This window comes from Ascidiimonas aurantiaca, assembly GCF_037646345.1.
In the GTDB taxonomy this organism is placed as follows: domain Bacteria; phylum Bacteroidota; class Bacteroidia; order Flavobacteriales; family Flavobacteriaceae; genus Ascidiimonas; species Ascidiimonas aurantiaca.
Window position 1 is genome coordinate 68,662 of sequence record NZ_JBBEWR010000011.1, and the last position, 22,635, is coordinate 91,296.

A 22,635-nucleotide genomic window follows, 5' to 3' on the forward strand; every position below is an offset into this window, starting at 1 on the left:
GTTAAAATACATTTTTCGTTTCCTATATGAAGGACCCTGTAACTCATGTTTGTGAAGAACGTACTTATCACGCGGTTTTTACTAAAAATGCCCCTACGCTTCGCAACTTTATATATTACAAATGCGGGGATAGAGACAAGGCTGCAGACATTGTTCAAGACGCCTTTATAAAGTTATGGCAAAACTGCTTAAAAGTAAGCCCCGAAAAAGCGCTTTCTTTCTTGTACACGGTTGCTAACAACCTATTTTTAAATGATGTAGCGCATCAAAAAGTGGTGCTTAAATACAAATCAGGTAATCACTTAACCCATACCAATGAAAACCCGGAGTTTTCTTTAGAAGTAAAACAATTTGATGAAAAGCTCAAAAATGCCCTCGCAAAATTAAGCGATGCCCAGAGAGAAGCTTTTCTTTTGAGCAGGTTGGATGGTAAAAAATATAGTGAAATTGCGCAGATGCTCAGTATTTCTGTAAAAGCTGTAGAAAAACGAATTCATGGGGCTTTGGTCTCTTTACGAAAAGACATAAAAGAATTATAATTATATTAAAGTAGGGTAAAATGGTTTTTAACTGTTATCATCATATAAGTGAATGGAAATGAAAACGGAAAACTATTTAGCAAAATGGCTTTCAGGAGAGCTCAGTGAGGAAGAACTCAATATATTCAAAAAGAGTTCTGATTACGATTTGTACAAGAAAATCATCGAGCGAACGGATATGCTAGAAGCGCCGGATTACGATAGTGATACAGCCTACAAAAAACTGAAGGAGAAGCTTGATTCTGTCCGTAAACCACGAATTATAAAGCTTAATACCATGAAAGTATTTTTGCGTATTGCGGCCGTTATTGCGGTTATTTTCGGTACCTATTATTTCATGGCCCAGAGAGATACTCCCGTAGCTACGGGATTTGCAGAAAGTACTCTTTTCACGCTTCCTGATGCTTCTGAAGTAATTCTAAATGCAGATTCTGAGGCACGGTATAAAAAATCTTCATGGGCCAGCCATAGGGAAGTAAAGCTGAGAGGAGAAGCGTATTTTAAAGTAAATAAAGGAAAAACTTTTGAGGTAATTTCGGAAAACGGAGTAGTGACGGTTATAGGTACCCAATTCAATGTAAAAAGTCGTGAAAATTACTTTGAGGTTGTTTGTTATGAAGGATTGGTGAAAGTAACACACGAGTTAAAAGAAGTACTTTTAAGCCCCGGGAATAGCTTTAAAGTATATGGTGGCACGATCGTAGAAGAAATGGAACTTACCGATACCGAACCTTCCTGGCTAAACCATGAGAGTATTTTTAAAAGCGTTCCGTTAGTACAGGTACTCGATGAAATAGAAAGGCAGTTTGACATTAGAATTCAAACGGAAACAGTAGATACGAACAGATTGTTTACAGGAGGGTTTAGCCACAAAAATCTTGATGCCGCTCTAAGATCAGTCTGTGTCCCTATGAATCTGGCTTTTGTAAAAAATCAGGATAATTCGGTAAGGATCTATGCTAATTAAAAAAATACGGTATTATTTAGCGCTTATACTGGTTTGTTTCTCTCCCACTGAATTTCTGGCACAGGAAAATCAGGACAAAAATGATCTCAAAGAAATACTCATTATCATTGAAAACCAATTTGGTGTAAAATTCTCCTATCAGGACAATCAGGTACACGGTATCACGGTTCCTCCCTTAGATAATTTTGAAACTTTAGACGATGCACTTCGTTTTCTAAGCACCCATACTTCCCTCAAGTTTCAGATAGTAGATGATCGCTTTATAGCAGTAAGCAGTAAAGATGAGATCACAAGGCTTTGTGGCAGTATTCGTGACGTTTATAATTATAAGGTGCTGGACGGCGCCACCGTTGTTATTTTAAATAGTGAAGAAGGAACCATTACAGATGCCAGTGGAAACTTTTCTTTCTTCAATGTTCCCTTAAATAGCATATTAAAAATTACTTTTATAGGTTATGAACCTGTTAGCATTCCGGCAAGGCGCTTTGCCGAAAGGCCGGATTGTTCTCCTATTTTCCTGATGCCTCTGGTAGAAGAACTTGAGGAAGTAGTGGTGGTGAATTACCTTACCCGGGGTATCAATCTGAAAAGAGATGGCGCCACTGAATTGAAACCTCAACAATTCGGTATATTACCGGGATTATCAGAACCCGATGTACTGCAAACCATACAGGCACTTCCCGGGATAGAAAGCAGAGATGAGAGTATTTCCAATATTAATATAAGGGGAGGTACCCATGACCAAAACCTCATTTTGTGGGATGGTATTAAAATGTACCACACCGGACATTTTTTCGGATTGATCTCTGCATTCAATCCCTATCTTACCGAGAAAGTCGAAATTGTTAAAAACGGTACCAGTGCCCGGTTCAACGATGCTGTTTCCAGTACCATTAATATGCAAACCCGGGATAATGTGGTAACTGATTTTTCAGGAGGCGCCGGTTTTAATCTCATTAGTGGTGACTTTTTTGCGCTGGTTCCCATATCTGAAAAGTGGTCAGCTCAGGTATCGGCAAGACGATCGGTTACTGATTATATAAACACACCTACCTTTGAGCAGTTTTTTCAACGATCTTTTCAGGACACTGAAATAAGCAATGAAACCACTACCGGTACCGACGGGGGTGAAGAAGAGTTAACAGGGAACGAAAGCTTCTTTTTTTATGATTATGCAGCTAAACTACTATTTGATCCTTCTGAAAATGATAAAATACGTATTAGTTTTATTGGGGTTCACAACGAGCTGTTTTATGATGAATTTGGAGAAACTCAAGATGATACGCGAACGAGCTCACTGGACCAAACTAATATTGGTGTAGGTGGCAGCTGGGAGAGAAACTGGAACCCTTCTTTTTCTACCGAGATCTCAGGATATTATACCCAATATAATATTAATGCCATTAATTACAATGTAAGAGATGACCAGCGACTGGTTCAGGAAAATAACGTGCTGGAATCTGGAGGTAAGATCCATTCAGTATATAGATTTAATGAAAATCTTGTTCTGGAAGGAGGATACCAGTTTTATGAACTTGGGGTAACCAATGCTGTTGATGTAAACAATCCTGTGTTTTTTCAAACCACTAAAAATGTTCTCAGAAATCATGCTCTGTTTAACGAAGTTACCTATGAAACCAATAAAACCTTCTTAAAAGCAGGAGTACGACTCAATTATGCTGAAAATTTTGGCCGTTTTATACCAGAACCCCGCCTTAATTTAAGGCATGAGGTCTTTACAGGTTTCTCGTTAAAGGCTATGGGAGAATTCAGGAGCCAGTTTATTTCGCAGGTTATTGACCTAAGAGAGGATTTTCTGGGTATTGACCAACGGCGATGGGTACTCTCTGATAACAATGAAACACCTGTCATTACCAGCCAACAGGCATCGGCCGGTTTTGATTATAAAAAAAATGGCTGGCTTTTGAGTGCAGAAGCTTACTATAAAGAAGTAGAAGGCATAACCACGCGTAGCCAGGGGTTTCAGGATCAGAATCAACTTATAAACGCAATAGGTTCCTACCAAATTAAAGGGGCGGAACTGCTTATCAATAAAAAAAACCAGATCTACAGCATCTGGCTCACCTATACTTTTAATGAGAATAATTATACTTTTGAGGATCTGGTTCCCGATACATTCCCCAATAATGTAGATATAAGACACTCTGTTACCCTTGCCGGTAATTACACTTACCGAAACCTGAAACTGGCCATAGGGCTTAATTGGAGAAGCGGAACACCTTTTACACTTCCCGATAGTGAGAGCCCTGTTAATGACAACATAGTTCCGGCCAGAATAAATTACCAAGCAACAAACTCAGAAAATCTGGATGACTATATCCGGGCAGATATCTCGGCTATATACAATTTTAATCTCTTCCCAAAAATACCTGCTACGGTAGGGGTCTCTGTATTAAATGTCCTAAACAGGGAAAATCTTCTCAACACTTATTTCAGATTGAATGAGAACAATGAAGTACAAAGAATAGAGAGCCGCTCACTGGGTATTACACCAAACATGAGCTTCAGGATACGGTTTTAAAAAAGATCCCGGGAAAATTCCCGGGATCTTTCATACACACAATGGCTATTCATCACAAATTAATTAACAAATGAAAGCGAGCCATCTGCCTGATATACGTACCTGAACGTATAATATCTTTCCTCGTCTGTAGAGGGATCTGGCTGAGAAGGAGCATCTTTATAATAACTCAGTATTTCCATCTTGGCATACTTACCATCGTGGGTACGTATTACCAATACACGACCTGCCAGTGGGGTTACAAGATTTTGCGACCCGTCATAATTATACCACCCCTGGTCACTTAAGGGGGTTAATGCAAAACCATTGGCGCTGTCCTGAAGAAATAAGGAAGCTTCAGGAGCTTCGGTTACTCCTTCAAAAGTACTTCTTACTAAAGCGATGGCAGCATTTCCTGTGCGTGTGGGTTCATCATCTGTTCCGGTTTCCACACCACCGTTTACGGCAATTCTGGTTCCTCTGAAAGCAATATCCCAATCAGTCTCACTTTGGGTAATATCACCGGTGGCAAAACTGAATTTTGTGAACGCACCTGAAATAGGAGTTCCTCTTCCTCCCTGTTGAGGGGCATGAAGGTTGGAAAATGTTTCTACGGCTATCGGCTCACCGGAATCACCGTCATTACTGTCATCATCACTGCAGGAAACAAAAAAAACAGTACTAAACACTAAAAAACACAGTAGTTGAAATCTAGATCTCATAACAATTTATATATAAGGATTAAAGAATAGTTTAATGTAATTACGTATTTTAAGTACCTCCATGTTAGCAGTCAGGTCTTGCCCTTTTTCTGTTTTTTCTATCATGGAAGCAGGCGATGGTGTAGGTTTTGAAAATTTGGCAAACCCACCATAAAACAACATTGCTCCCAATACGAGCATGAAACCTATATTGAGAAGTTTGGGTATCCGGTTTTTTGGAAATATGGTGTTCATGAAGCAGGTTTAAAAATTAAACTGTACTTTCCCATAAATAATACGTCCGGCAATGTTGGTAGCGTTTGCGGGATCTGTAAAGTCCAGAAGATTATCTACTCCTGCCTGAACGAGATAGTGTTTTCCAAAACGCTTGGAGAAAGAAGCATCCAACAAAACAAACGGATCTGCAAAACGGTCAAAGTCATCAAGAAAGCCATTATTGTTGGAGTCAAAAAGTCCGTATTTACTGCGGTAGGTGGCTCTGAAAGTAGCTTCAGAGTTCCACTTGGGCAATGAATAAAATGCCTTGAAGTTTGCTGTATGCCTTGAACGGTTATAAAGCCCGAAATAATCTGAGGCATCTATTTCAATGGTCTCCAGTGTTTCCGGATCTCTGGCAAACTCTCCTTCTTCCCTAATTCGATCTATAACATCCTGATCTTTGGCAATGAGGTATTGATATCCGGCCTGAAGTTTTAACGTTCTGCTAAACCGGTAGATAAGATTGGTCTCAAGCCCTCCGGTAAACACCTGTCCTATATTACGGTAGCTAAATATATTCTGTCCGTTATTAAGGCGGGCCACCGCCTGAATGTCAATAAGGTTTTCTATTTCATTGTAGAAAAAGTTAACATCTGCTTTTAATTTATTCCTGTTGTAAACGAAACCAAAATTATATCCTACTGAATTTTCGGTAGATAACTCATCGTCAAAAAAAGACAACGGTACGGTAAAATTCTGGATACGCCCCTGGTCATCCAACTCTCTAAGACGTTCTGCTGCTACGTTATAGCCCAATACTACATAACCAATGGAATTGTTCTCAAAATCAAAGAATAGCTGGCGCAGGTCTGGTACTTTAAAACCAAAACCGGCTGAAGCTCTCAGGCTCCAATCAGTATTTAATCGGTAATTAACGGCCAGCTTGGGCGTAAAGGCAGATTCGTAAATATTGTGTTTATCAAAGCGGGCTCCTGCTATGATATTTACTTTCTCAAATAGGTGAAAATCGTATTGTGCAAAACCATATAAAGCATCAAAAGCAACCTGTTCATCAAAAAAAGTACGATCCAGCCTACTATAGTTCCCTCCGGCTCCAATGGTGAGTATATTTTTCGGGGCCAATTCGTAAGATGCCCGTATTTCAGGACGAATGAGGCGCTCATTATAATAACTGTTTCCCTGTACCTCCAGATCATCCACAAAAAGGGCAGCCTGATCTGCCTTATATCCGGTTACATACATTTCGTATGTAATATCAAACTTATCAGAAGGCTTATGTATGCCCCGCGTATGTACATTCCATTCATCAATAGAGGCTGTTCCATCTACCACTTCTTCATTAATTAAAGTAAAAACATCGGCATCCTGACGAAAGAAACGCCCGGAAACTAAAAATTTAAGCTTTTCCGAAGGGTCATAACGAAACTGCAAATTTCCGGTTTGGTTATTAAAAGGGGCCACTGTAGGAATACTGTTTGCTTCGTTCAGATCAAATCCCTGGGTGCGGAAATCATTAAAATATGCACTTATCCCCAATTTTTCGCTTCCAAAGGTTACTTGGACGTTGGTGTCATAGGTTTCAAAGCTACCAGCTCTGGAGTCTAAAGAGCCTTGTAAGGAGCTTTTTTCGGGAGTCTCGGTAATAATATTGATAACGCCTCCTAATGCTTCGGAACCGTATAGACTGGAAGAAGGCCCTTTAACAATTTCGATCTGCTTCACATTTCCCAAAGTAATCCGGTTAAGATCAAGGGTGCCTGCAGATCTCCCTACCAAAGGAACCCCATCTATCAAAATAAGGGTGTATTGTGCATCCAATCCCTGCATTTGTACTCCTTCTACTCCGCCAAAATCGGGAACGGTTATAATTCCGGTTTGTTCATTGAGAATATCATTGAGCCGTAAAGAACCTGTAGTCTTAATTTGTTCTTTGGATATTAACTGTGCGGGTAAAGGCAAAGCAGATAATTGTCTGACCGTACGCGTAGCAGTAACAATCACCTCTTCAAGATCCTGTTGCAGTATAGAATCTTTAGAAACTGCCGGGCCCTGACTAAAAAGGACGGCAGGAAACAAAAAAAATAGTACTAAATAATTTTTATTTAGACTCATTATTGATAATTTTGACTGCAAATATAAATCTTATTTTTATTGAATCTAATTAAAATTAATGTTTTTCACATCGTGTTTTTTTCCAGAACCACGATCAAATGAAAAACTGCACTTTTATCCGTCTTTGATAACCATTTGTTTACGAACAAGAATGTTAAAAAGCGAGATTTATGGTTTTTTATGAATGTTGCGGGACACGGGAAGTGGTTTTTCTCAGCAAGTGTTTGAGTGCAATTACCAAAACGCTAATGATAAAGATAGAACCCTCATTGGGAAAGTAACAGTTCTGCAAAGAAGGAAAACCGGCCGGTACTGTTCATGGGCAGATGTAATGAAGACCACCTATATGCATAGCAGGATCGTTATTCTAAAACCACTGAAGTAGTTATGAATAATTTATTGTTTTCAATTTAGAAAAGATGATTGGCTACATGCGCTCGGGTACTTCTATACCCAACAGATATAATGATCTTTTAATAATCTCTCCCACTTTGTCAGAAAGCTGTATCCTGAAACGCTTGCTTTCCTCTTCTTCTGCTCCCAGGATAGAAACATTTTGATAAAAAGAATTGAACTCTTTTACGAGCTCATACACATAATTAGCAATAAGGGCAGGACTGTAATTCTCTGCAGCCTGTTGCAAGGTTTCTGGAAAAAGCTGCAAACGTTTTAAAAGCTCTCTCTCTTTATTATGTAAAACGTATGAGGTACTCACAGGTGAGAGGTAATCAAAGTCTGTTTTTCGCAGAATAGACTGTATCCTGGCATAGGTATATTGGAGAAACGGCCCTGTATTCCCCTGAAAATCTACGGATTCTTCAGGATTGAATAATATACGTTTTCTGGGATCTACTTTTAGTACATAATATTTAAGTGCTCCCAGCCCAATGATTTTGTATAATGTCTGTTTTTCTTCGGGTGTATAGCCTTCCAGCTTACCCAGCTCGGTAGCCAGGGTTTCCGCAGTACGTGTCATTTCTTCTAAAAGATCATCTGCATCTACTACGGTTCCTTCCCTGCTTTTCATTTTTCCACTGGGCAGATCGACCATTCCGTAACTAAGATGGTACAGGTTATCTGCCCATGAAAATCCAAGTTTCTTTAATATCAGGAACAATACTTTAAAGTGGTAATCCTGCTCATTACCCACTGTATATACCAGTCCGCCCACATTGGGATAATCAGTGACTCTCTGTATGGCGGTACCTATATCCTGTGTCATATACACAGCGGTACCATCTGCTCTTAACACAATTTTTTCGTCTAAACCTTCATCAGAAAGGTCTATCCATACACTTCCGTCTGCTTTTTTGTAGAAAACTCCTTTTTCAAGTCCCATCTCTACCACCTGTTTCCCCAGCAGGTAGGTATTGCTTTCATAATAAAGCTTATCAAAATCAACTCCCAGATTTTTATAGGTTTCTTCAAAACCATCGTAAACCCAGCCATTCATTTTTTTCCATAAGGCTACAATTTCAGGGTCTCCCGACTCCCATTTTCGGAGCATTTCCTGTGCCTGTGCGCCTAAATCACTTATGGTATTAAAATAATCATTCTTAAAGTGTTTTCTAAACTCTTTAAGAAGTCCTTTCTCTGTAATTTCACTCTGTTCTTTGAGGAGTTTTTCGGCCAAAGGGGTACTGCGAAATTTTTGGAACTCTTTTTGCCCATCAGGGGAAGAAAGCCAGGCTGTATATTCCTGCTGAAATTCTTTTTCAAATTTCACATAATAGTTACCTACGAGTTTGTCTCCTTTCAATTGAGTAGAATCAGGAGTTTCGCCATTCCCGTATTTTTTCCAGGCCAGCATGGATTTGCAAATGTGTATCCCTCTGTCGTTAATGATCTGGGTTTTATATACAGGAGTTCCTGACGCTTCCAGAATGCGGGCCACTGAGAAGCCAAGCAAATTGTTACGAACATGCCCAAGGTGAAGAGGCTTATTGGTATTAGGAGAAGAATATTCTACCATCACGGCCTTACCATCTTCCGGAACACCTGTTATTCCATATTTTCTATCTTTCTGAAGGCTATGAAAAAAATCCATGAAATACGAATCGGCCAGAACAAGGTTTAAAAACCCTTTTACTACATTAAAACGGGCTACTTCATCAACATGTGTTACCAGATACTCCCCTAGGGTTTCTCCAATTTTTTGAGGATTTCCTTTTAATACTCGTAACATGGGAAAAACCACTACAGTAATATCTCCTTCAAAATCTTTTCGGGTACCCTGAAACTCTACGCTTTCCAGAGAAGCATTCCAGAGTTTCTGTACGGCCTCTTTTACACTTGATTCCAGTATCTGCTGAATATTCATGTATTGTGTTTTAATCACTGTTTTTTAAGGCTCCAAAGATAAAGAATCTCACCAAAGTTTAGGGTTTGGTTAACCGATTTAAAAATGGAAAAACAGTATCTTGTAATGAAATTAAACCTTTATGGAACATTGCAAACACACTATGCCGGCATTAGTTTCAGTAAGTATGAACCAGCAAGTCTGTTTTTTTTGAGGATAGGCCGGGATTCACCAAATTACTTTTCAAGATGAGAACTATGCAGTAAAGGGTGTGATGAGGTTGAAATCTATTCTGGAAATGCGATAATAAGAGGTTTCCGGAAACACTGTTGCTGTATAATTGAACGGTTCTATATTGACATACATATAGCTGGTACGGTATTATCTTAACGGTTCTCTCAAGAGCAACCCCCGTGGGTAAAAAGAGTTTGCTATTTTTGACAGTGACGGTAACATAATTAAATTTAAATAATCTTCAATTTAAAAATATGTTGGTAAACGTATCTTATAACGACCCTTCATTAACTGACCGAATAGATAAAGAAGTGGGAAAACCATTTACCCTTAAGGAACGGTTCAAACTCAAAGGTGTGGGCTCTCCCAAACTTTTTATTACTTCTTGTAGTATAGATATTCATAATTTGCTTGTTCTGGATAATAATCTCAATACCTGCAATATCGAAATACGCCCTGCAGGCATTATTATTCGTTTCCGTTCATTACTCGAAACTTTTGCACTGGTAGTCCCTTTTTATAAACTCAAAATCTATAAAGGCCAGGCACGCGAATACTCTCTTTACAGAGATCATTATTTTATAAAAGTGAAAGCTGATGAAAACGTGCACACCTTTATGAGAAAACTGGCAGGCTATAAATCTGATCTCGCCCCTACCAATATTGAAGACCTGTGAATGTAGAAAAGAAAGAAAATATTTATTACATTTAAAGAAAAGTTCATGAAAATATTACTTACAGGTGCTAACGGTTACATAGGTATGCGTTTACTCCCCAAACTACTGGAAGAGGGACATGAAGTGGTTTGCGCCGTGAGAAATGAAGAGCGTTTTTCCATATCTCAGGAAATTAGAGATCGTGTTGACATTATTGAGATCGATTTTTTAAAACCTCCTGATCATGAGCGTATGCCGCGCCAGCTTGATGCTGCCTACTTTCTTATTCATTCAATGAGTGCTTCTACACGTTATTTTGACGAGATGGAAGCAGAGGCCGCTATGAATTTTAATGAATATATGAAAGAAACTACCGTTAAGCAGGTAGTGTATTTAAGTGGCATTGTAAGTGACAAAACGCTATCTAAGCATCTGGCATCGCGAAAAAATGTAGAAAACCTGTTATATCAGGGAGATTTCAATCTTACTGTATTGCGAGCAGGCATAATAGTAGGTTCAGGCAGTGCTTCTTTTGAGATTATAAGAGATCTGGGCGAAAAACTTCCGATAATGATCACTCCTAAATGGGTTCTTACCAAAACCCAGCCTATCGCCATAAGAGATGTAATCACTTTCCTAACGGGTGTACTGGGCAGAGAAGATTGTTATAATGCTTCTTTTGACATCGCCGGACCAGATATCTTAACCTATAAGCAACTGTTACAGCAGTATGCTGAAGAAAGGGACTTTCGTAACTGGATCTTTACCATACCTATTATGAGTCCCAAACTTTCTTCTTACTGGTTGTATTTTGTTACTTCAACTTCTTATAAACTAGCTGTAAACCTTGTAGATAGTATGAAGATTGAGATAATTGCTAAAGATAACAAACTTCAAGAAATGCTTAAGGTAAAAACTCTTACCTATCGTGAAGCCATAGCTATGGCTTTTGCCCGCATCGAGCAAAATATGGTCATAAGCAGTTGGAAAGACAGTATGGCCAGTGGTCGTTTTAAAGAAGATCTTAGCCCTTATATTCAGGTGCCTAAATACGGCTGTCTCAAAGATCAAAAGTCTTTAAAAATACAATATCCTGAAAAAGTATTGGATAATATATGGAGTATTGGCGGAGAAAGAGGCTGGTATTATGGGAACGTGTTATGGCGCATTCGCGGTTTCTTGGATAAACTGGTGGGCGGAGTAGGCCTGAGAAGAGGCAGAACCCATCCTGATAAAATATTTGCCGGAGATGCTCTCGATTTTTGGAGGGTGCTTCTCGCAGATAAAAAACAACGCCGTTTATTATTGTTCGCTGAAATGAGACTTCCCGGAGAAGCCTGGTTAGAATTTAAGATCGATAACGAAAATGTATTGCACCAAACCGCTACTTTTCGCCCCAGAGGACTTGCCGGAAGATTGTACTGGTATGCTATGGTGCCTTTTCATTACTTCATATTTGCGGGTATGCTTAAAAACATTGCGCGAACCCAAACCAATTAATATCAAAATCATTTTATTAGTTCCCCAAAAGCCAGAAAACACTATCCTCATTAGCATTGGCTGACTATAAAAACAACTTATTTTATGAAAACTTCCATTTTTTTCCGCCTTTTTCTTCTGGCCATTATTTTAGTTTATACGGCAGCCTGTAAAAAAAACAAAGATCAGGCAGCCCGTGAGCACAAGGTTACTCAAAACCTGAATGCTCTTTTTAAAATGATGACGGGATCTTTTAATTCTGCTGCACAGGCTGAATCTGATTCTGCTTATTATAATATCTCTCTACATATGTATCCTATTTGGAAAGATCGCGGGAACTGGTTGTACGTAGAGCAGGCATTGAACACTATGCAAAACAAACCATATCGTCAGCGTATCTATTATGTAACAAGTGTAAACGACAGTGTTTATAAAAGTCAGATATATACGTTACCCAACGATTCTTTATGGATTGGAAAATGGAAGACCCCGGAAGCATTTGGCACCCTGCATCCTGACTCTCTTCAGTTAAGGTCCGGTTGCGCCGTATATCTGAAAAAAACCGGGAGCGACATGTATTCCGGCGCCACAAAAGATCGTGACTGTCCCAGTGAGTTAAGAGGTGCCTCTTATGCTACCAGCGAGGTTACCATTACTCCTAACAAGATCGTTTCATGGGACAGAGGGTTTGATACTAACGGCAAGCAGGTGTGGGGAGCAGAAAAAGAAGGTTATATTTTTGAAAGAATACAGCCTTCCCAAAATTAAACAGGAAGGCCTTTTGCTGTATGCTATCAGATTAAAGATTGTTAAGCTGATTACTTTTTTTGTCATCGCTAAGGGTCCAGAAGAAACCAACAAAAAAGAACTGATCTGCCGCAGGACGTAACGCCCTGCGATCAAAAATACCATCAGGCCCCGGTGCATTGGCATATTGATACCCATTAATGTTCCGGAAACCCAATACATTATTCACTGAAAAATAAAGTATTTTTTGCTGATCTATTAAGTAGGCCCAATTCAGGCTGAGGTTGTGAAAACTCTTGGTTTTTTCAGATAGAAACTGGTTTGTATTAGGGTTGGTAAAAGGGCGCCCTGATGCATAAATATAGGCAAAACCTATTTGGCTCTTAAGACTTTCTACCCAATGTTTGGCAACTAGTGAAAAGTTGTGTCTGGGAGCAAAATTAGGAGTAGCATGCTCAGGAAAGTTACCCGCATTACGGCGCGTATCCAAATAGGAATAACTTACCCAGTAATCTGTATTTTTAATACTTTTATTATCCCTCCAGAAAATATCCAGCCCGCTGGCAAACCCCTCTCCGTCATTTGTAAAATTACTGTCAGGAAATGCAAATTCTGAATCAAAACGCACCAAATGATCATAGTCTTTGTAAAATGCCTCTGCTCTAAAAGTTCTTCCTTCTTTATTGTACTGATAATTAAGAAGGTAATGAGTAGCCCGGGCATCTCTGGGATCTTCATAAAACTTTAGGATATTGTTTTCAGGTGCCTGATAAAAACTTCCGTAAGCGAAGGATAATTGAGAACTACTGCCCGTTTTAAGAGCTAATGATACTCTTGGACTCCATGTAAACTCCTGAGAAATTCCGGAGTATTCAGTTCTTATTCCTGTTTTTGCTGCCAGATTCTTCGAAAGAAAAATATCTGCCTCTACAAAAGCACCGGTTATAGGGTTTTGAAAATCTGATAATAAACTGCTATCACTTCCATTAGCCCTGAATTTTTCATCAAAATCAGTTATAAATTGCTCAACGCCCGTAACAATGGTAAAATAGCTGCTAAACGATTTTTTTAAAGCTGCTTTTAGATGAACTGAATGCTCATTTTGTTGTATGCGATCTCCAATTACATTGAAGTTAGTAGCTCCAAAAGTATAGCTTGCACCTGTTTTAAAGATCCAATCGTTGCCTAAAACACCCTTATAAGACCCATTGAAATAAAGATTACGGTTCCTGATTTGAAAATTAACCAGATCATCAAAATTAATATCCTCCTGATCCACGTCAAAATGTGTATAATCAAAAGCGGTATATAGTTTTAAGAGCCCTTTTTTGGTTTTATGTCTGAAAACCGCTTCCCCTGCGGCAGTTTCAAAAGGCTTGCGCCAGGTATTACGATCTGTAATTACTTCAAGATAAGGAGCAAGATTAATATAGGAAGCGTTAACACTCAATGATCCTTTTTCCCATTTTTGAGTATTTCCCAGAGTTGCCCCTACAGACATTAAGCCTATATCTGTTTTTTCCTGATCGGGTTCATTAATAGTATTAAGAAGTAAAACACTGGAAAGTGCCTGTCCGTATTCTGCCGAGTACCCTCCTGTGGAAAACGTGATCCCATCAAACAAAAAAGGAGAATACCTACCTCTTGTGGGTATATTATTGGTAGTGGGGGTAAAAGGGGTAAAAACCCGTATCCCATCAATAAATATTTGAGTTTCTCCTGCATCACCTCCTCTAACAAAGAGGCGGCCGTCTTCTGCCACGTTAGTTGTTCCCGGTAATGTTTGCAAGGCTCCTACAAAATCTCCCAGCGCACTGGCCGTGGTTACTACATCCAGAGGTGTTAGAACCGATACCTTAGAATTATCGCCGGCTTTAAATGTACCGGCTGTTAAGGTTACACCAGTCAAAGAGTTGACTTCCTCACGCAACTTGATAGTCATCTCCTGAAAAGAAGAAACCTCCCCTGTTTTTTTATAATTCTCAAATGAGAGAAAAGAAACTACAAGAGTTTGCTGTCCCGTTTCTGAGGTTGAAAAAGAGAACCGCCCATCGGCATCGGTAGAAGCACCATCATACGTACCTTCCAGATATACATTTGCGCCTGTAATAGTCATGCCTTTCATATTGGTTACCTTACCGGTAATGGTAGTTTGAGCGTACAAACAAAGTGTTGAAAAAAGGCTAATTGCACAAATAATGGTTTTCATTTTTAGATCATTTAGTGACACAAAATTGTTGCGCTCTGTAAGGAATCCCTAAAAAAAAGAACCAGACTGTTAGAATCTCAGGATGAATTGTTCACCCATATGGGTAATGGGAGATCATACCCCCTTAGAAGTTTTGCAGGGTAACCTTTCCTTAAAAAACAGCATAAAACCCGGCTCATACCGGGTTTTATACAGCTAATTATTAGTATATTAGAAAAATAAATGCTAACCCACAGAACTTATGAATATAAGCAGAAGAGAATGGCTAAAGAGTACTTCTTTAACGGGAGGCCTTGCACTGGTTTCCGGGTTAACCACTTTACAAACTTTAACTGCTGCAGAACGTTACAGCTATAACCCCAGAGTTTCTGGCGATCCTATTAGACTGAATTCTAATGAAAACCCTTACGGACCCTCTCTAAGAGTACAAAAAGCAATTACAGAAGCTTTTAGAACCGGATGTAGATATCCATACGCATATGCAGATACGTTGGCCTCGATCCTGGCAGAGAAAGAAGGTGTTTCGAGAGAAAGTATTATAATTACCGGGGGCTCTACCGAAGGGCTCAAAGCCTCAGGAATAACTTTTGCGGCAAACGGGGGTGAGATCATTGCTGCACAACCTACTTTTCTGGCCATGATGAGTTATGCAAAAACGTGGGGCGCTAAGGTTAATTGGGTGCCGGTTACTGAAAATATGGCGTATGATCTGGATACTATTGAAAGCCGGATCTCCTCAAAAACTAAAATGATATTCTTGTGTAACCCCAATAACCCTACAACCACTATTGTACCTGCCAAAAAGCTTATGGATTTTTGTACCACTGCCTCCCGTAAAGCACTAGTTTTTAGTGATGAAGCCTATTATGATTTTATTGAAGAACCCAACTACCCTTCTATGGTCGCTTTAGTAAAAAAAGACCAGAACGTGGTAGTTTCGAGAACATTTTCCAAAGTATATGGCCTTGCGGGCTTACGAATTGGATATCTTATTGCCCGGCCGGATCTGGCCCGAAAAATCAGGGCCAATGTTATGGCTTTCTCAAATGTATTGGCTATTCATGCCGCCAAAGAAGCGCTTCTGGACAATGATTTTTACAGCTTTAGCCTTAATAAGAATAAAGAGGCCAAACAGTTTATTTACAACACATTAGACAAACTATCTTTACGTTATGTACCCTCTTCCACCAACTTTGTCTTTTTTAGAAGCGGTATTGAAATACGTACGTTGGAACGACTGATGCTCGAAAAGGGTATTCGTATTGGCAGACCTTTTCCTCCGTTTTATGACTGGTGCCGTATAAGTACCGGTACACCCGAAGAGGTTCAGTTATTCTGTAACAGTTTACAGGAAATTATAGGGTAACCGGAAAATACACTCTTTTTTTTCCTGTAGAAAGTCATTCCTTTTTTTATAGATAAAAAAGATAACTATTTGCGGTGTAAACAGTATATGGCTGCGCTAGTTAGCGACTTCACTTATAAACTTAATACGATATAGACGAAGTTCTTCATCCTCATAATCTCCTTCAAACTCTTCGGAAGCCAGGGATATTTTATCGTTTTCTGCTTCCAGAAAATATTCATGTATTTCCTCCTGTTGGTCCTCATCGAGAATATCATCTATCCAATAGTCTATATTTAGCTTGGTGCCGCTATATACTATTTGTTCCATTTCCTTGATAAAGCCATTCATATCTAAACCCTTGGCTGCGGCAATATCATCTAATGGTAGTTTACGGTCCACACTTTGAATAATGAAGAGTTTAAGCGCAGAATTACTTCCTGTGGAGCGAACTACCAGATCGTCAGGACGCACAATGTCATTATCTTTTACATATTTTTCAATAAGCGCCACAAAAGGTTTTCCGTATTTACGGGCTTTGCCTTCACCCACCCCATAAACGTTATTAAGTTCTTCCAGGTTTACGGGATATTTAAGTGCCATGTCTTCCAGCGAAGGGTCCTGAAAAACTACAAAAGGAGGTACTTTTAATTTCTTTGCTTCTGATTTACGAAGGTCTTTCAGCATTTTAAGAAGATTTTGGTCTCCGGAAATCCCTGCTGCTTTACCCGGAGTAACAATATTGTCATCTTCAGTCTCTTCATAAATATGATCTTCGGTCATCATAAAAGAATGTGGTGCTTCCAGAAAATTTTTTCCTTTTTCCGTAAGAAAGAGCACTCCGTATGTTTCGATCTCTTTACGCAGAAATCCTGCTACCAGCGTCTGCCTTATAAGGGCCATCCAGTGTTTTGCATCTTTATCTTTCCCAATACCAAAGAAAGGACGTTCGTCCGTTTTATGGGATTTAATAAGTGCATTTACCGTACCCACCAGAGTATTGACGATTTCTTTAGATTTAAACTTTTGGTGTGTATCTCTAACTATGGTAAGCAATTTTACCACATCTTCCTGAGCTTCTTTCTTTTTCTTAGGATTACGGATATTATCATCCATATCGGCTCCTTCCCCATTAACTTCATCAAATTCTTCTCCAAAATAATGCAGGATAAATTTCCTTCTGGACATAGAGGTCTCTGCATAAGCTACCATTTCCTGAAGAAGCGCATGACCTATTTCCTGTTCAGCCACAGGTTTGCCTGACATGAATTTTTCCAATTTTTCTATATCCTTATACGCATAAAAAGCAAGGCAATGGCCTTCTCCTCCATCTCTTCCTGCACGACCGGTTTCCTGATAATAACTTTCTATACTTTTGGGAATATCATGATGAATTACAAAACGTACATCCGGTTTATCGATACCCATTCCAAAAGCAATGGTGGCCACAACGATATCAACATCTTCCATAAGGAACATATCCTGGTGCTTTGAACGCGTTTTTGCATCCAACCCTGCATGATAGGGTACGGCAGATATACCATTTACCTGTAAAACCTGCGCAAGTTCTTCAACCCGTTTTCTGCTAAGGCAATACACAATACCTGATTTTCCCGAATTCTGTTTAACAAATCGGATAATATCTGCATCTACATTCTTGGTCTTAGGCCTTACTTCATAGTACAAATTCGGTCTGTTAAAAGAAGCCTTAAAAGTGTTGGCACTGGTAATACCCAGGTTTTTAAGTATATCATCCTGAACTTTGGGAGTAGCTGTAGCCGTTAAGGCTATTACCGGTATGTGATCGCCCAGCCTTTTAATGATCGTTCGTAAATTACGGTATTCGGGCCTGAAATCATGCCCCCATTCTGATATACAATGTGCCTCATCAATAGCTACGAAAGATATACAGGATGATTTCAGAAAATCTATATATTCGTCTTTGGTAAGTGATTCCGGAGCCACATATAAAAGTTTAGTGACACCGTTGCGAATATCACTCATTACCTGCCTTATCTCATTTTTGGTAAGCGACGAATTGAGTACATGTGCTATACCGTTCTCTGAAGATATACCTCTTATAGCATCTACCTGATTTTTCATTAAGGCTATGAGAGGTGAAACTACTATGGCCGTACCCTCTTTTACAAGAGCTGGTAACTGATAACAAAGGGACTTACCTCCTCCGGTTGGCATGATTACAAATGTATTATGACCATCTGTAATGCTCTCAATAACTTTTTCTTGTAATCCTTTGAACTTATTAAAACCGAAATATTTTTTTAGTGATGCGTGTAAATCGATTTCCGCTAATCCCATCCTGTCTTTTTACTATTTTACATACATTTGTACTACTAAAGATAAAACATTCTTTAATTTTACAAAAACAAAAAACCGAAAATTTTGGGCCTTGAAAACTCCATCATTTCCGTTGCAAAAAAGGTTGTGGAAACGGAAGCGAACGCTATAAAAAATCTGATCTCTTATATTGATAGTGAATTTTCTGATACGGTAGAACTTATCTATCGCTCACAGGGACGAGTAGTTATCACCGGAATCGGAAAAAGCGCTATTATTGCCACTAAGATTGTGGCGACCATGAACTCTACCGGAACGCCTGCTATTTTCATGCATGCAGCCGATGCTATTCATGGAGACCTGGGCACCATACAATCTAACGATGTTGTTATTTGTATTTCAAAAAGCGGTAATACTCCCGAAATAAAAGTATTAGTACCTCTTATTAAAAGTGGTGGCAATAAACTGGTGGCCATTACTGCAAATAAAGAATCATTTTTAGGCTTACATGCAGATCATGTACTAAATGCCTATGTAGAAAAAGAAGCCTGCCCTAACAACCTGGCTCCTACTACCAGTACTACCGCTCAATTGGTTGTTGGAGATGCGCTTGCTATCTGCCTTCTGGAAATGCGCGGATTTAGCAGCAAGGATTTTGCAAAATACCATCCCGGAGGGGCTTTGGGTAAAAAACTATATCTGCGGGTGCATGACATCTCATCTGTCAATATGAAGCCCAGGGTCACACCCGAAACGCATGTAAAAGATGTAATTGTTGAAATATCTGAAAAAATGCTAGGGGTAGCTGCCGTAACCGAAAATAATACTATTGTAGGCATTATTACAGATGGTGATGTAAGAAGAATGCTGAATAAATACAATGATATCAGTACACTTACGGCACGTGATATCATGTCGTCCAACCCAAAACGCATCGAAGCAGATGCGATGGCGGTGGATGCTCTAGAAATGATGGAAGAAAACGGCATCTCCCAGTTACTGGTAGAAGAAAAGGGAAATTATGCCGGAGTGATCCATTTACATAACCTGATTAAAGAAGGTATTATTTGATGGCGAAAAAAGAAACAAATGAAATGTCATTTCTGGATCACCTGGAAGAACTGAGATGGCACCTTATACGATCTACCATTGCTGTGGTTCTGGTAGGTATTGTGGCTTTTCTGGCCAAAGATTTTATATTTAATGTTATTCTCTTTGGGCCTAAAGACCCCAATTTTATAACCTACCGGGTATTTTGCGACCTTTCTAAAAGTATGGGCCTTGACGAAACCTTCTGTGCCAATGAAATGACATTCAGGATACAGAGTAGAACCATGGCAGGGCAGTTTTCTGCACATATATGGACCGCTATTTGGGCCGGTTTTATACTTGCCTTCCCATATATACTCTATGAAATGTGGAAATTTATAAGCCCGGGCCTCTATGAAAACGAACGCAAAAATGCCAGAGGTTTTATTTTTATTGCCTCTTTACTCTTCTTTGCAGGTGTCCTGTTCGGGTATTTTGTTATCGCTCCCCTGTCTGTAAACTTCCTTACCAGCTATCAGGTAAGCCAGGAAGTCTTTAACGATATAGACCTTAGCTCATACATAGGCACTATTCGAGCTTCGGTAATTGCCTGCGGACTCATTTTTGAACTTCCTATAATTATCTACTTCCTTACGAAAGTAGGTTTGGTAACCCCTGCATTTCTGAGAAAGTACCGCAAGTTTGCCCTGGTTATTGTTCTTATTCTGTCTGCAGTGATCACCCCTCCCGATATTGCCAGTCAGGTTGTAGTCTCTATCCCCATTTTAATCTTGTACGAAGTAAGTATTCATATATCGCGAATTGTATTGAGAAATCAGGAACGAAAAGCCAAAAAACATGTCAGACCCAGTTAAAGAATTTAACGACTACAGAACCCGAATGAATGAGCGGATCCTTAGTGATGATAACAAGATCATTAAAAGGATATTTAATTTGGATACCAATGCCTATATGCCGGGAGCGCTGGATGTTAAAACCAAAGAACTCTTAGGCCTGGTTGCCTCTGCCGTATTAAGATGTGATGACTGCATTAGCTACCACCTGGAAACATGTCATAAAGAAGGTGTTTCAGCAGCAGAAGTAAAAGAAACTCTGGCTATTGCCACTTTGGTAGGCGGCACTATTGTGATACCTCATTTAAGGCGTGCTTATGAATTTTGGGATGCACTGGAGTCTAAAAATCCTTAGTTATCAACCTATTAAAAGCTCCCGTATTCAAAAAACATTGCAGGCGTTGCCTGGCTTTCACTTTTTTAGTAAAACCGTTAAAGTAGTACAAAGTGACAGGATAAATAGTTTTCTTTTCGCTATTTTAGCACCTTCTTATTTGCCATATGAAGCTTAGAGCCGAGAACATAATGAAGTCCTATAAAGGACGAAAGGTAGTAAAGGGCATTTCTCTGGAAGTAAACCGGGGTGAAATTGTAGGCCTGTTGGGGCCTAATGGTGCCGGAAAAACTACTTCATTTTATATGATCGTGGGGCTTATAAAACCTAACGGAGGCGCTATTTACCTAAATGATATGGAGATCACCAAATACGCCATGTACCGAAGGGCACAGAATGGCATTGGTTATCTGGCTCAGGAAGCTTCTGTTTTCAGAAAATTAAGCATCGAAGATAATATTCTAAGTGTACTCCAGCTTACAAAACTCTCAAAAAAAGAACAGCTTGCCAAAATGGAAGCGCTTATTGAAGAGTTCGGTCTCGGCCATATTCGCAAAAGCAGAGGTGATCTTCTCTCCGGAGGGGAACGAAGGCGTACCGAAATAGCACGGGCACTGGCAACCGACCCAAAGTTTATTCTTCTGGATGAACCTTTTGCAGGTGTAGATCCTGTAGCCGTAGAAGATATTCAGCGTATTGTAGCCCAATTAAAGAATAAAAATATTGGTATTCTGATCACCGATCACAATGTACAGGAAACCCTTGCGATTACAGAACGATCTTATCTTATGTTTGAAGGAAGTATTCTAAAAGCAGGGAAACCTGAAGATCTGGCTGCCGATGAAATGGTTAGAAAAGTATATCTCGGCAAAAACTTTGAGTTACGAAAAAAGAAACTTTCTTTCTAACTTCTGTTTTTTTCAAGATCTCTCCCCTTTCTGCAAAGACAAAGCACACTCTTAAAACTTAGTGAAATTTTGATCAAATTGCTTTTTTAAAAAAAGTTCCCGCTATAAAAGAAAGCGCTATATAAAGGAGAATAATAAGCGGCAAAGCAGCAAACTTAAGCACAATAAGAAGCACTAAACTAAACAATAAGAATGTGTATCGCACTGCATTATCTTTAAAAGAAAAACTTTTAAACTTAAGTGCAAATAATGGCAGTCGTGCATTCATGATGATTGCGCTTAGTATAGTAATTATAAGCAAGAACCACTGATTTACAATAATTTGATTAATGGCATCATTTTCCTGATATGCCAGTATAAGGGGTAATGACATTACAAAAAGGGCATTGGCAGGAGTAGGTAACCCAATAAAAGAGGTAGCCTGCTCCTCGTCTATATTAAATTTGGCCAGGCGGTATGCTGCAGCCAGAGTAATGAGAAAACCTGCCAGAGGCAAACCCGATGCAAAAATATCTTTCCAGACTATCAAAGATTCATTTGTAGTAACCGAGTCCCAAGTGTACCAGTTTGGAGAGGCCAAATGAAAAAGTTTAAACATTACAATACCGGGTACAACCCCACTAGTAACTACATCTGCCAAAGAATCCAGTTGTAACCCCAGTGCACTTTGTACTTTTAAAAGCCGCGCTGCCAGGCCATCAAAAAAATCAAATACAATTCCTAAAAAAACAAAGAGTGCTGCCATTTCCAATTGATTTTCCATAGCAAAAACTATAGCAATACAGCCACAAAACAAATTCATTAAGGTAAGTATATTAGGAATATGCTTTTTCATGTATAAGGGTTTTGGTAAAAATACAATTTAATACAATGTACACATCTTCAAATTAAAAATACTCCGATGTATAACTCCCTTTCGTTAGGGTACCGGATCATACCCGCTTCCACCCCATGGGTGGCACCTGGAAATTCTCTTTACGGCCAGTGCCCCACCTTTCCAAAGCCCGTGTTTTTTAAGTGCTTCAACCGTATAGTGTGAACAGGAAGGAGAGTACCGGCAGGTAGCGGGTGTAAGGGGAGAAATAAGATATTGATATAAGCGTACCACTACAAGAAAAGGAGCAATGAGCATTTTTTTGATCAAATTATTTTGCTTTCCCATC

At 39.3% G+C, this 22,635-nt stretch carries 19 protein-coding genes; 11 read left to right on the forward strand and 8 right to left on the reverse strand.

Going from position 1 to position 22,635, the window contains the following annotated elements; all coding sequences use genetic code 11:
• Positions 1–26: 26 nt before the first annotated feature.
• Genes WAO84_RS12135 through WAO84_RS12145 form a run of 3 tightly spaced genes read left to right on the forward strand, consistent with a single transcriptional unit; the run spans position 27 to position 4,048 of the window.
• Entirely contained in the window at positions 27–539 is a 513-nt protein-coding gene (locus tag WAO84_RS12135; protein WP_340066079.1) for an RNA polymerase sigma factor, read from the forward strand.
• Positions 540–597: 58 nt separating this feature from the next.
• Positions 598–1,506 (forward strand): FecR family protein, encoded by a 909-nt coding sequence (locus WAO84_RS12140; RefSeq protein ID WP_340066080.1) that lies wholly within the window; start codon positions 598–600, stop codon positions 1,504–1,506.
• The gene (locus tag WAO84_RS12145) at positions 1,496–4,048 is read left to right on the forward strand and encodes a carboxypeptidase-like regulatory domain-containing protein (protein WP_340066082.1); all 2,553 of its coding nucleotides are present in this window, start codon (positions 1,496–1,498) and stop codon (positions 4,046–4,048) included. The genes WAO84_RS12140 and WAO84_RS12145 overlap by 11 nt, the downstream gene beginning before the upstream one ends.
• Positions 4,049–4,107: 59 nt before the next feature.
• Here WAO84_RS12145 and WAO84_RS12150 read toward each other — a convergent pair whose 3' ends face one another.
• The 4 genes from WAO84_RS12150 to argS all read right to left on the reverse strand — a co-directional run bounded on the left by WAO84_RS12150 (position 4,108) and on the right by argS (position 9,400).
• Positions 4,108–4,749 carry an HmuY family protein gene (locus WAO84_RS12150; protein ID WP_340066083.1) on the reverse strand — a complete coding sequence of 214 codons (642 nt, stop codon included), beginning with the start codon at positions 4,747–4,749 and terminating at the stop codon, positions 4,108–4,110.
• Positions 4,750–4,755: 6 nt separating this feature from the next.
• The gene (locus WAO84_RS12155; protein WP_340066084.1) at positions 4,756–4,983 is read right to left on the reverse strand and encodes a hypothetical protein; all 228 of its coding nucleotides are present in this window, start codon (positions 4,981–4,983) and stop codon (positions 4,756–4,758) included.
• Positions 4,984–4,992: 9 nt separating this feature from the next.
• A complete protein-coding gene (locus WAO84_RS12160; RefSeq protein ID WP_340066086.1) occupies positions 4,993–7,080 on the reverse strand; it encodes a TonB-dependent receptor plug domain-containing protein in 2,088 nt (695 codons plus the stop codon).
• Positions 7,081–7,507: 427 nt separating this feature from the next.
• On the reverse strand, positions 7,508–9,400 hold the full coding sequence (argS, locus tag WAO84_RS12165; protein WP_340066088.1) for an arginine--tRNA ligase: 1,893 nt from the start codon (positions 9,398–9,400) through the stop codon (positions 7,508–7,510).
• Positions 9,401–9,867: 467 nt separating this feature from the next.
• Between argS and WAO84_RS12170 the strand changes: the two genes are divergently transcribed.
• The 3 genes from WAO84_RS12170 (at position 9,868) to WAO84_RS12180 (ending at position 12,516) form a co-directional block, all read left to right on the forward strand.
• A complete protein-coding gene (locus tag WAO84_RS12170; protein WP_340066089.1) occupies positions 9,868–10,290 on the forward strand; it encodes a hypothetical protein in 423 nt (140 codons plus the stop codon).
• Positions 10,291–10,335: 45 nt separating this feature from the next.
• Positions 10,336–11,769, forward strand: coding sequence for an SDR family oxidoreductase (locus WAO84_RS12175; RefSeq protein WP_340066090.1), 1,434 nt, complete (start codon positions 10,336–10,338; stop codon positions 11,767–11,769).
• Between the two features lie 84 nt (positions 11,770–11,853).
• Positions 11,854–12,516, forward strand: coding sequence for a chromophore lyase CpcT/CpeT (locus tag WAO84_RS12180; protein ID WP_340066091.1), 663 nt, complete (start codon positions 11,854–11,856; stop codon positions 12,514–12,516).
• Positions 12,517–12,547: 31 nt separating this feature from the next.
• On the opposite strand, the gene WAO84_RS12185 is transcribed toward WAO84_RS12180, so the two are convergent.
• Positions 12,548–14,704, reverse strand: a complete 2,157-nt coding sequence (locus tag WAO84_RS12185) for a TonB-dependent receptor (RefSeq protein ID WP_340066092.1) — start codon at positions 14,702–14,704, stop codon at positions 12,548–12,550.
• A 241-nt stretch (positions 14,705–14,945) separates the two neighbouring features.
• Here WAO84_RS12185 and WAO84_RS12190 point away from each other — a divergent pair, with 241 nt between their 5' ends.
• Positions 14,946–16,070 (forward strand): pyridoxal phosphate-dependent aminotransferase, encoded by a 1,125-nt coding sequence (locus tag WAO84_RS12190; RefSeq protein WP_340066093.1) that lies wholly within the window; start codon positions 14,946–14,948, stop codon positions 16,068–16,070.
• Positions 16,071–16,166: 96 nt separating this feature from the next.
• Here WAO84_RS12190 and recQ read toward each other — a convergent pair whose 3' ends face one another.
• Complete coding sequence (recQ, locus tag WAO84_RS12195; protein ID WP_340066094.1) at positions 16,167–18,368, reverse strand: DNA helicase RecQ; 2,202 nt, start codon at positions 18,366–18,368, stop codon at positions 16,167–16,169.
• 84 nt (positions 18,369–18,452) lie between these two features.
• Here recQ and WAO84_RS12200 point away from each other — a divergent pair, with 84 nt between their 5' ends.
• From WAO84_RS12200 to lptB, 4 genes are all read left to right on the forward strand, one after another.
• Positions 18,453–19,418, forward strand: coding sequence for a KpsF/GutQ family sugar-phosphate isomerase (locus WAO84_RS12200; RefSeq protein WP_340066095.1), 966 nt, complete (start codon positions 18,453–18,455; stop codon positions 19,416–19,418).
• Positions 19,418–20,251, forward strand: coding sequence for a twin-arginine translocase subunit TatC (gene tatC / locus WAO84_RS12205; protein WP_340066096.1), 834 nt, complete (start codon positions 19,418–19,420; stop codon positions 20,249–20,251). Before WAO84_RS12200 ends, tatC begins: the two co-directional genes overlap by 1 nt.
• Positions 20,235–20,585, forward strand: a complete 351-nt coding sequence (locus tag WAO84_RS12210; protein ID WP_340066097.1) for a carboxymuconolactone decarboxylase family protein — start codon at positions 20,235–20,237, stop codon at positions 20,583–20,585. Before tatC ends, WAO84_RS12210 begins: the two co-directional genes overlap by 17 nt.
• 146 nt (positions 20,586–20,731) lie before the next feature.
• Positions 20,732–21,472, forward strand: a complete 741-nt coding sequence (lptB, locus tag WAO84_RS12215; RefSeq protein ID WP_340066099.1) for an LPS export ABC transporter ATP-binding protein — start codon at positions 20,732–20,734, stop codon at positions 21,470–21,472.
• Between the two features lie 73 nt (positions 21,473–21,545).
• Here lptB and WAO84_RS12220 read toward each other — a convergent pair whose 3' ends face one another.
• The gene (locus WAO84_RS12220; protein WP_340066100.1) at positions 21,546–22,307 is read right to left on the reverse strand and encodes a CDP-alcohol phosphatidyltransferase family protein; all 762 of its coding nucleotides are present in this window, start codon (positions 22,305–22,307) and stop codon (positions 21,546–21,548) included.
• Positions 22,308–22,391: 84 nt separating this feature from the next.
• Positions 22,392–22,616 carry a membrane protein insertion efficiency factor YidD gene (gene yidD, locus WAO84_RS12225; protein WP_340066101.1) on the reverse strand — a complete coding sequence of 75 codons (225 nt, stop codon included), beginning with the start codon at positions 22,614–22,616 and terminating at the stop codon, positions 22,392–22,394.
• Between the last annotated feature and the right edge of the window lie 19 nt (positions 22,617–22,635).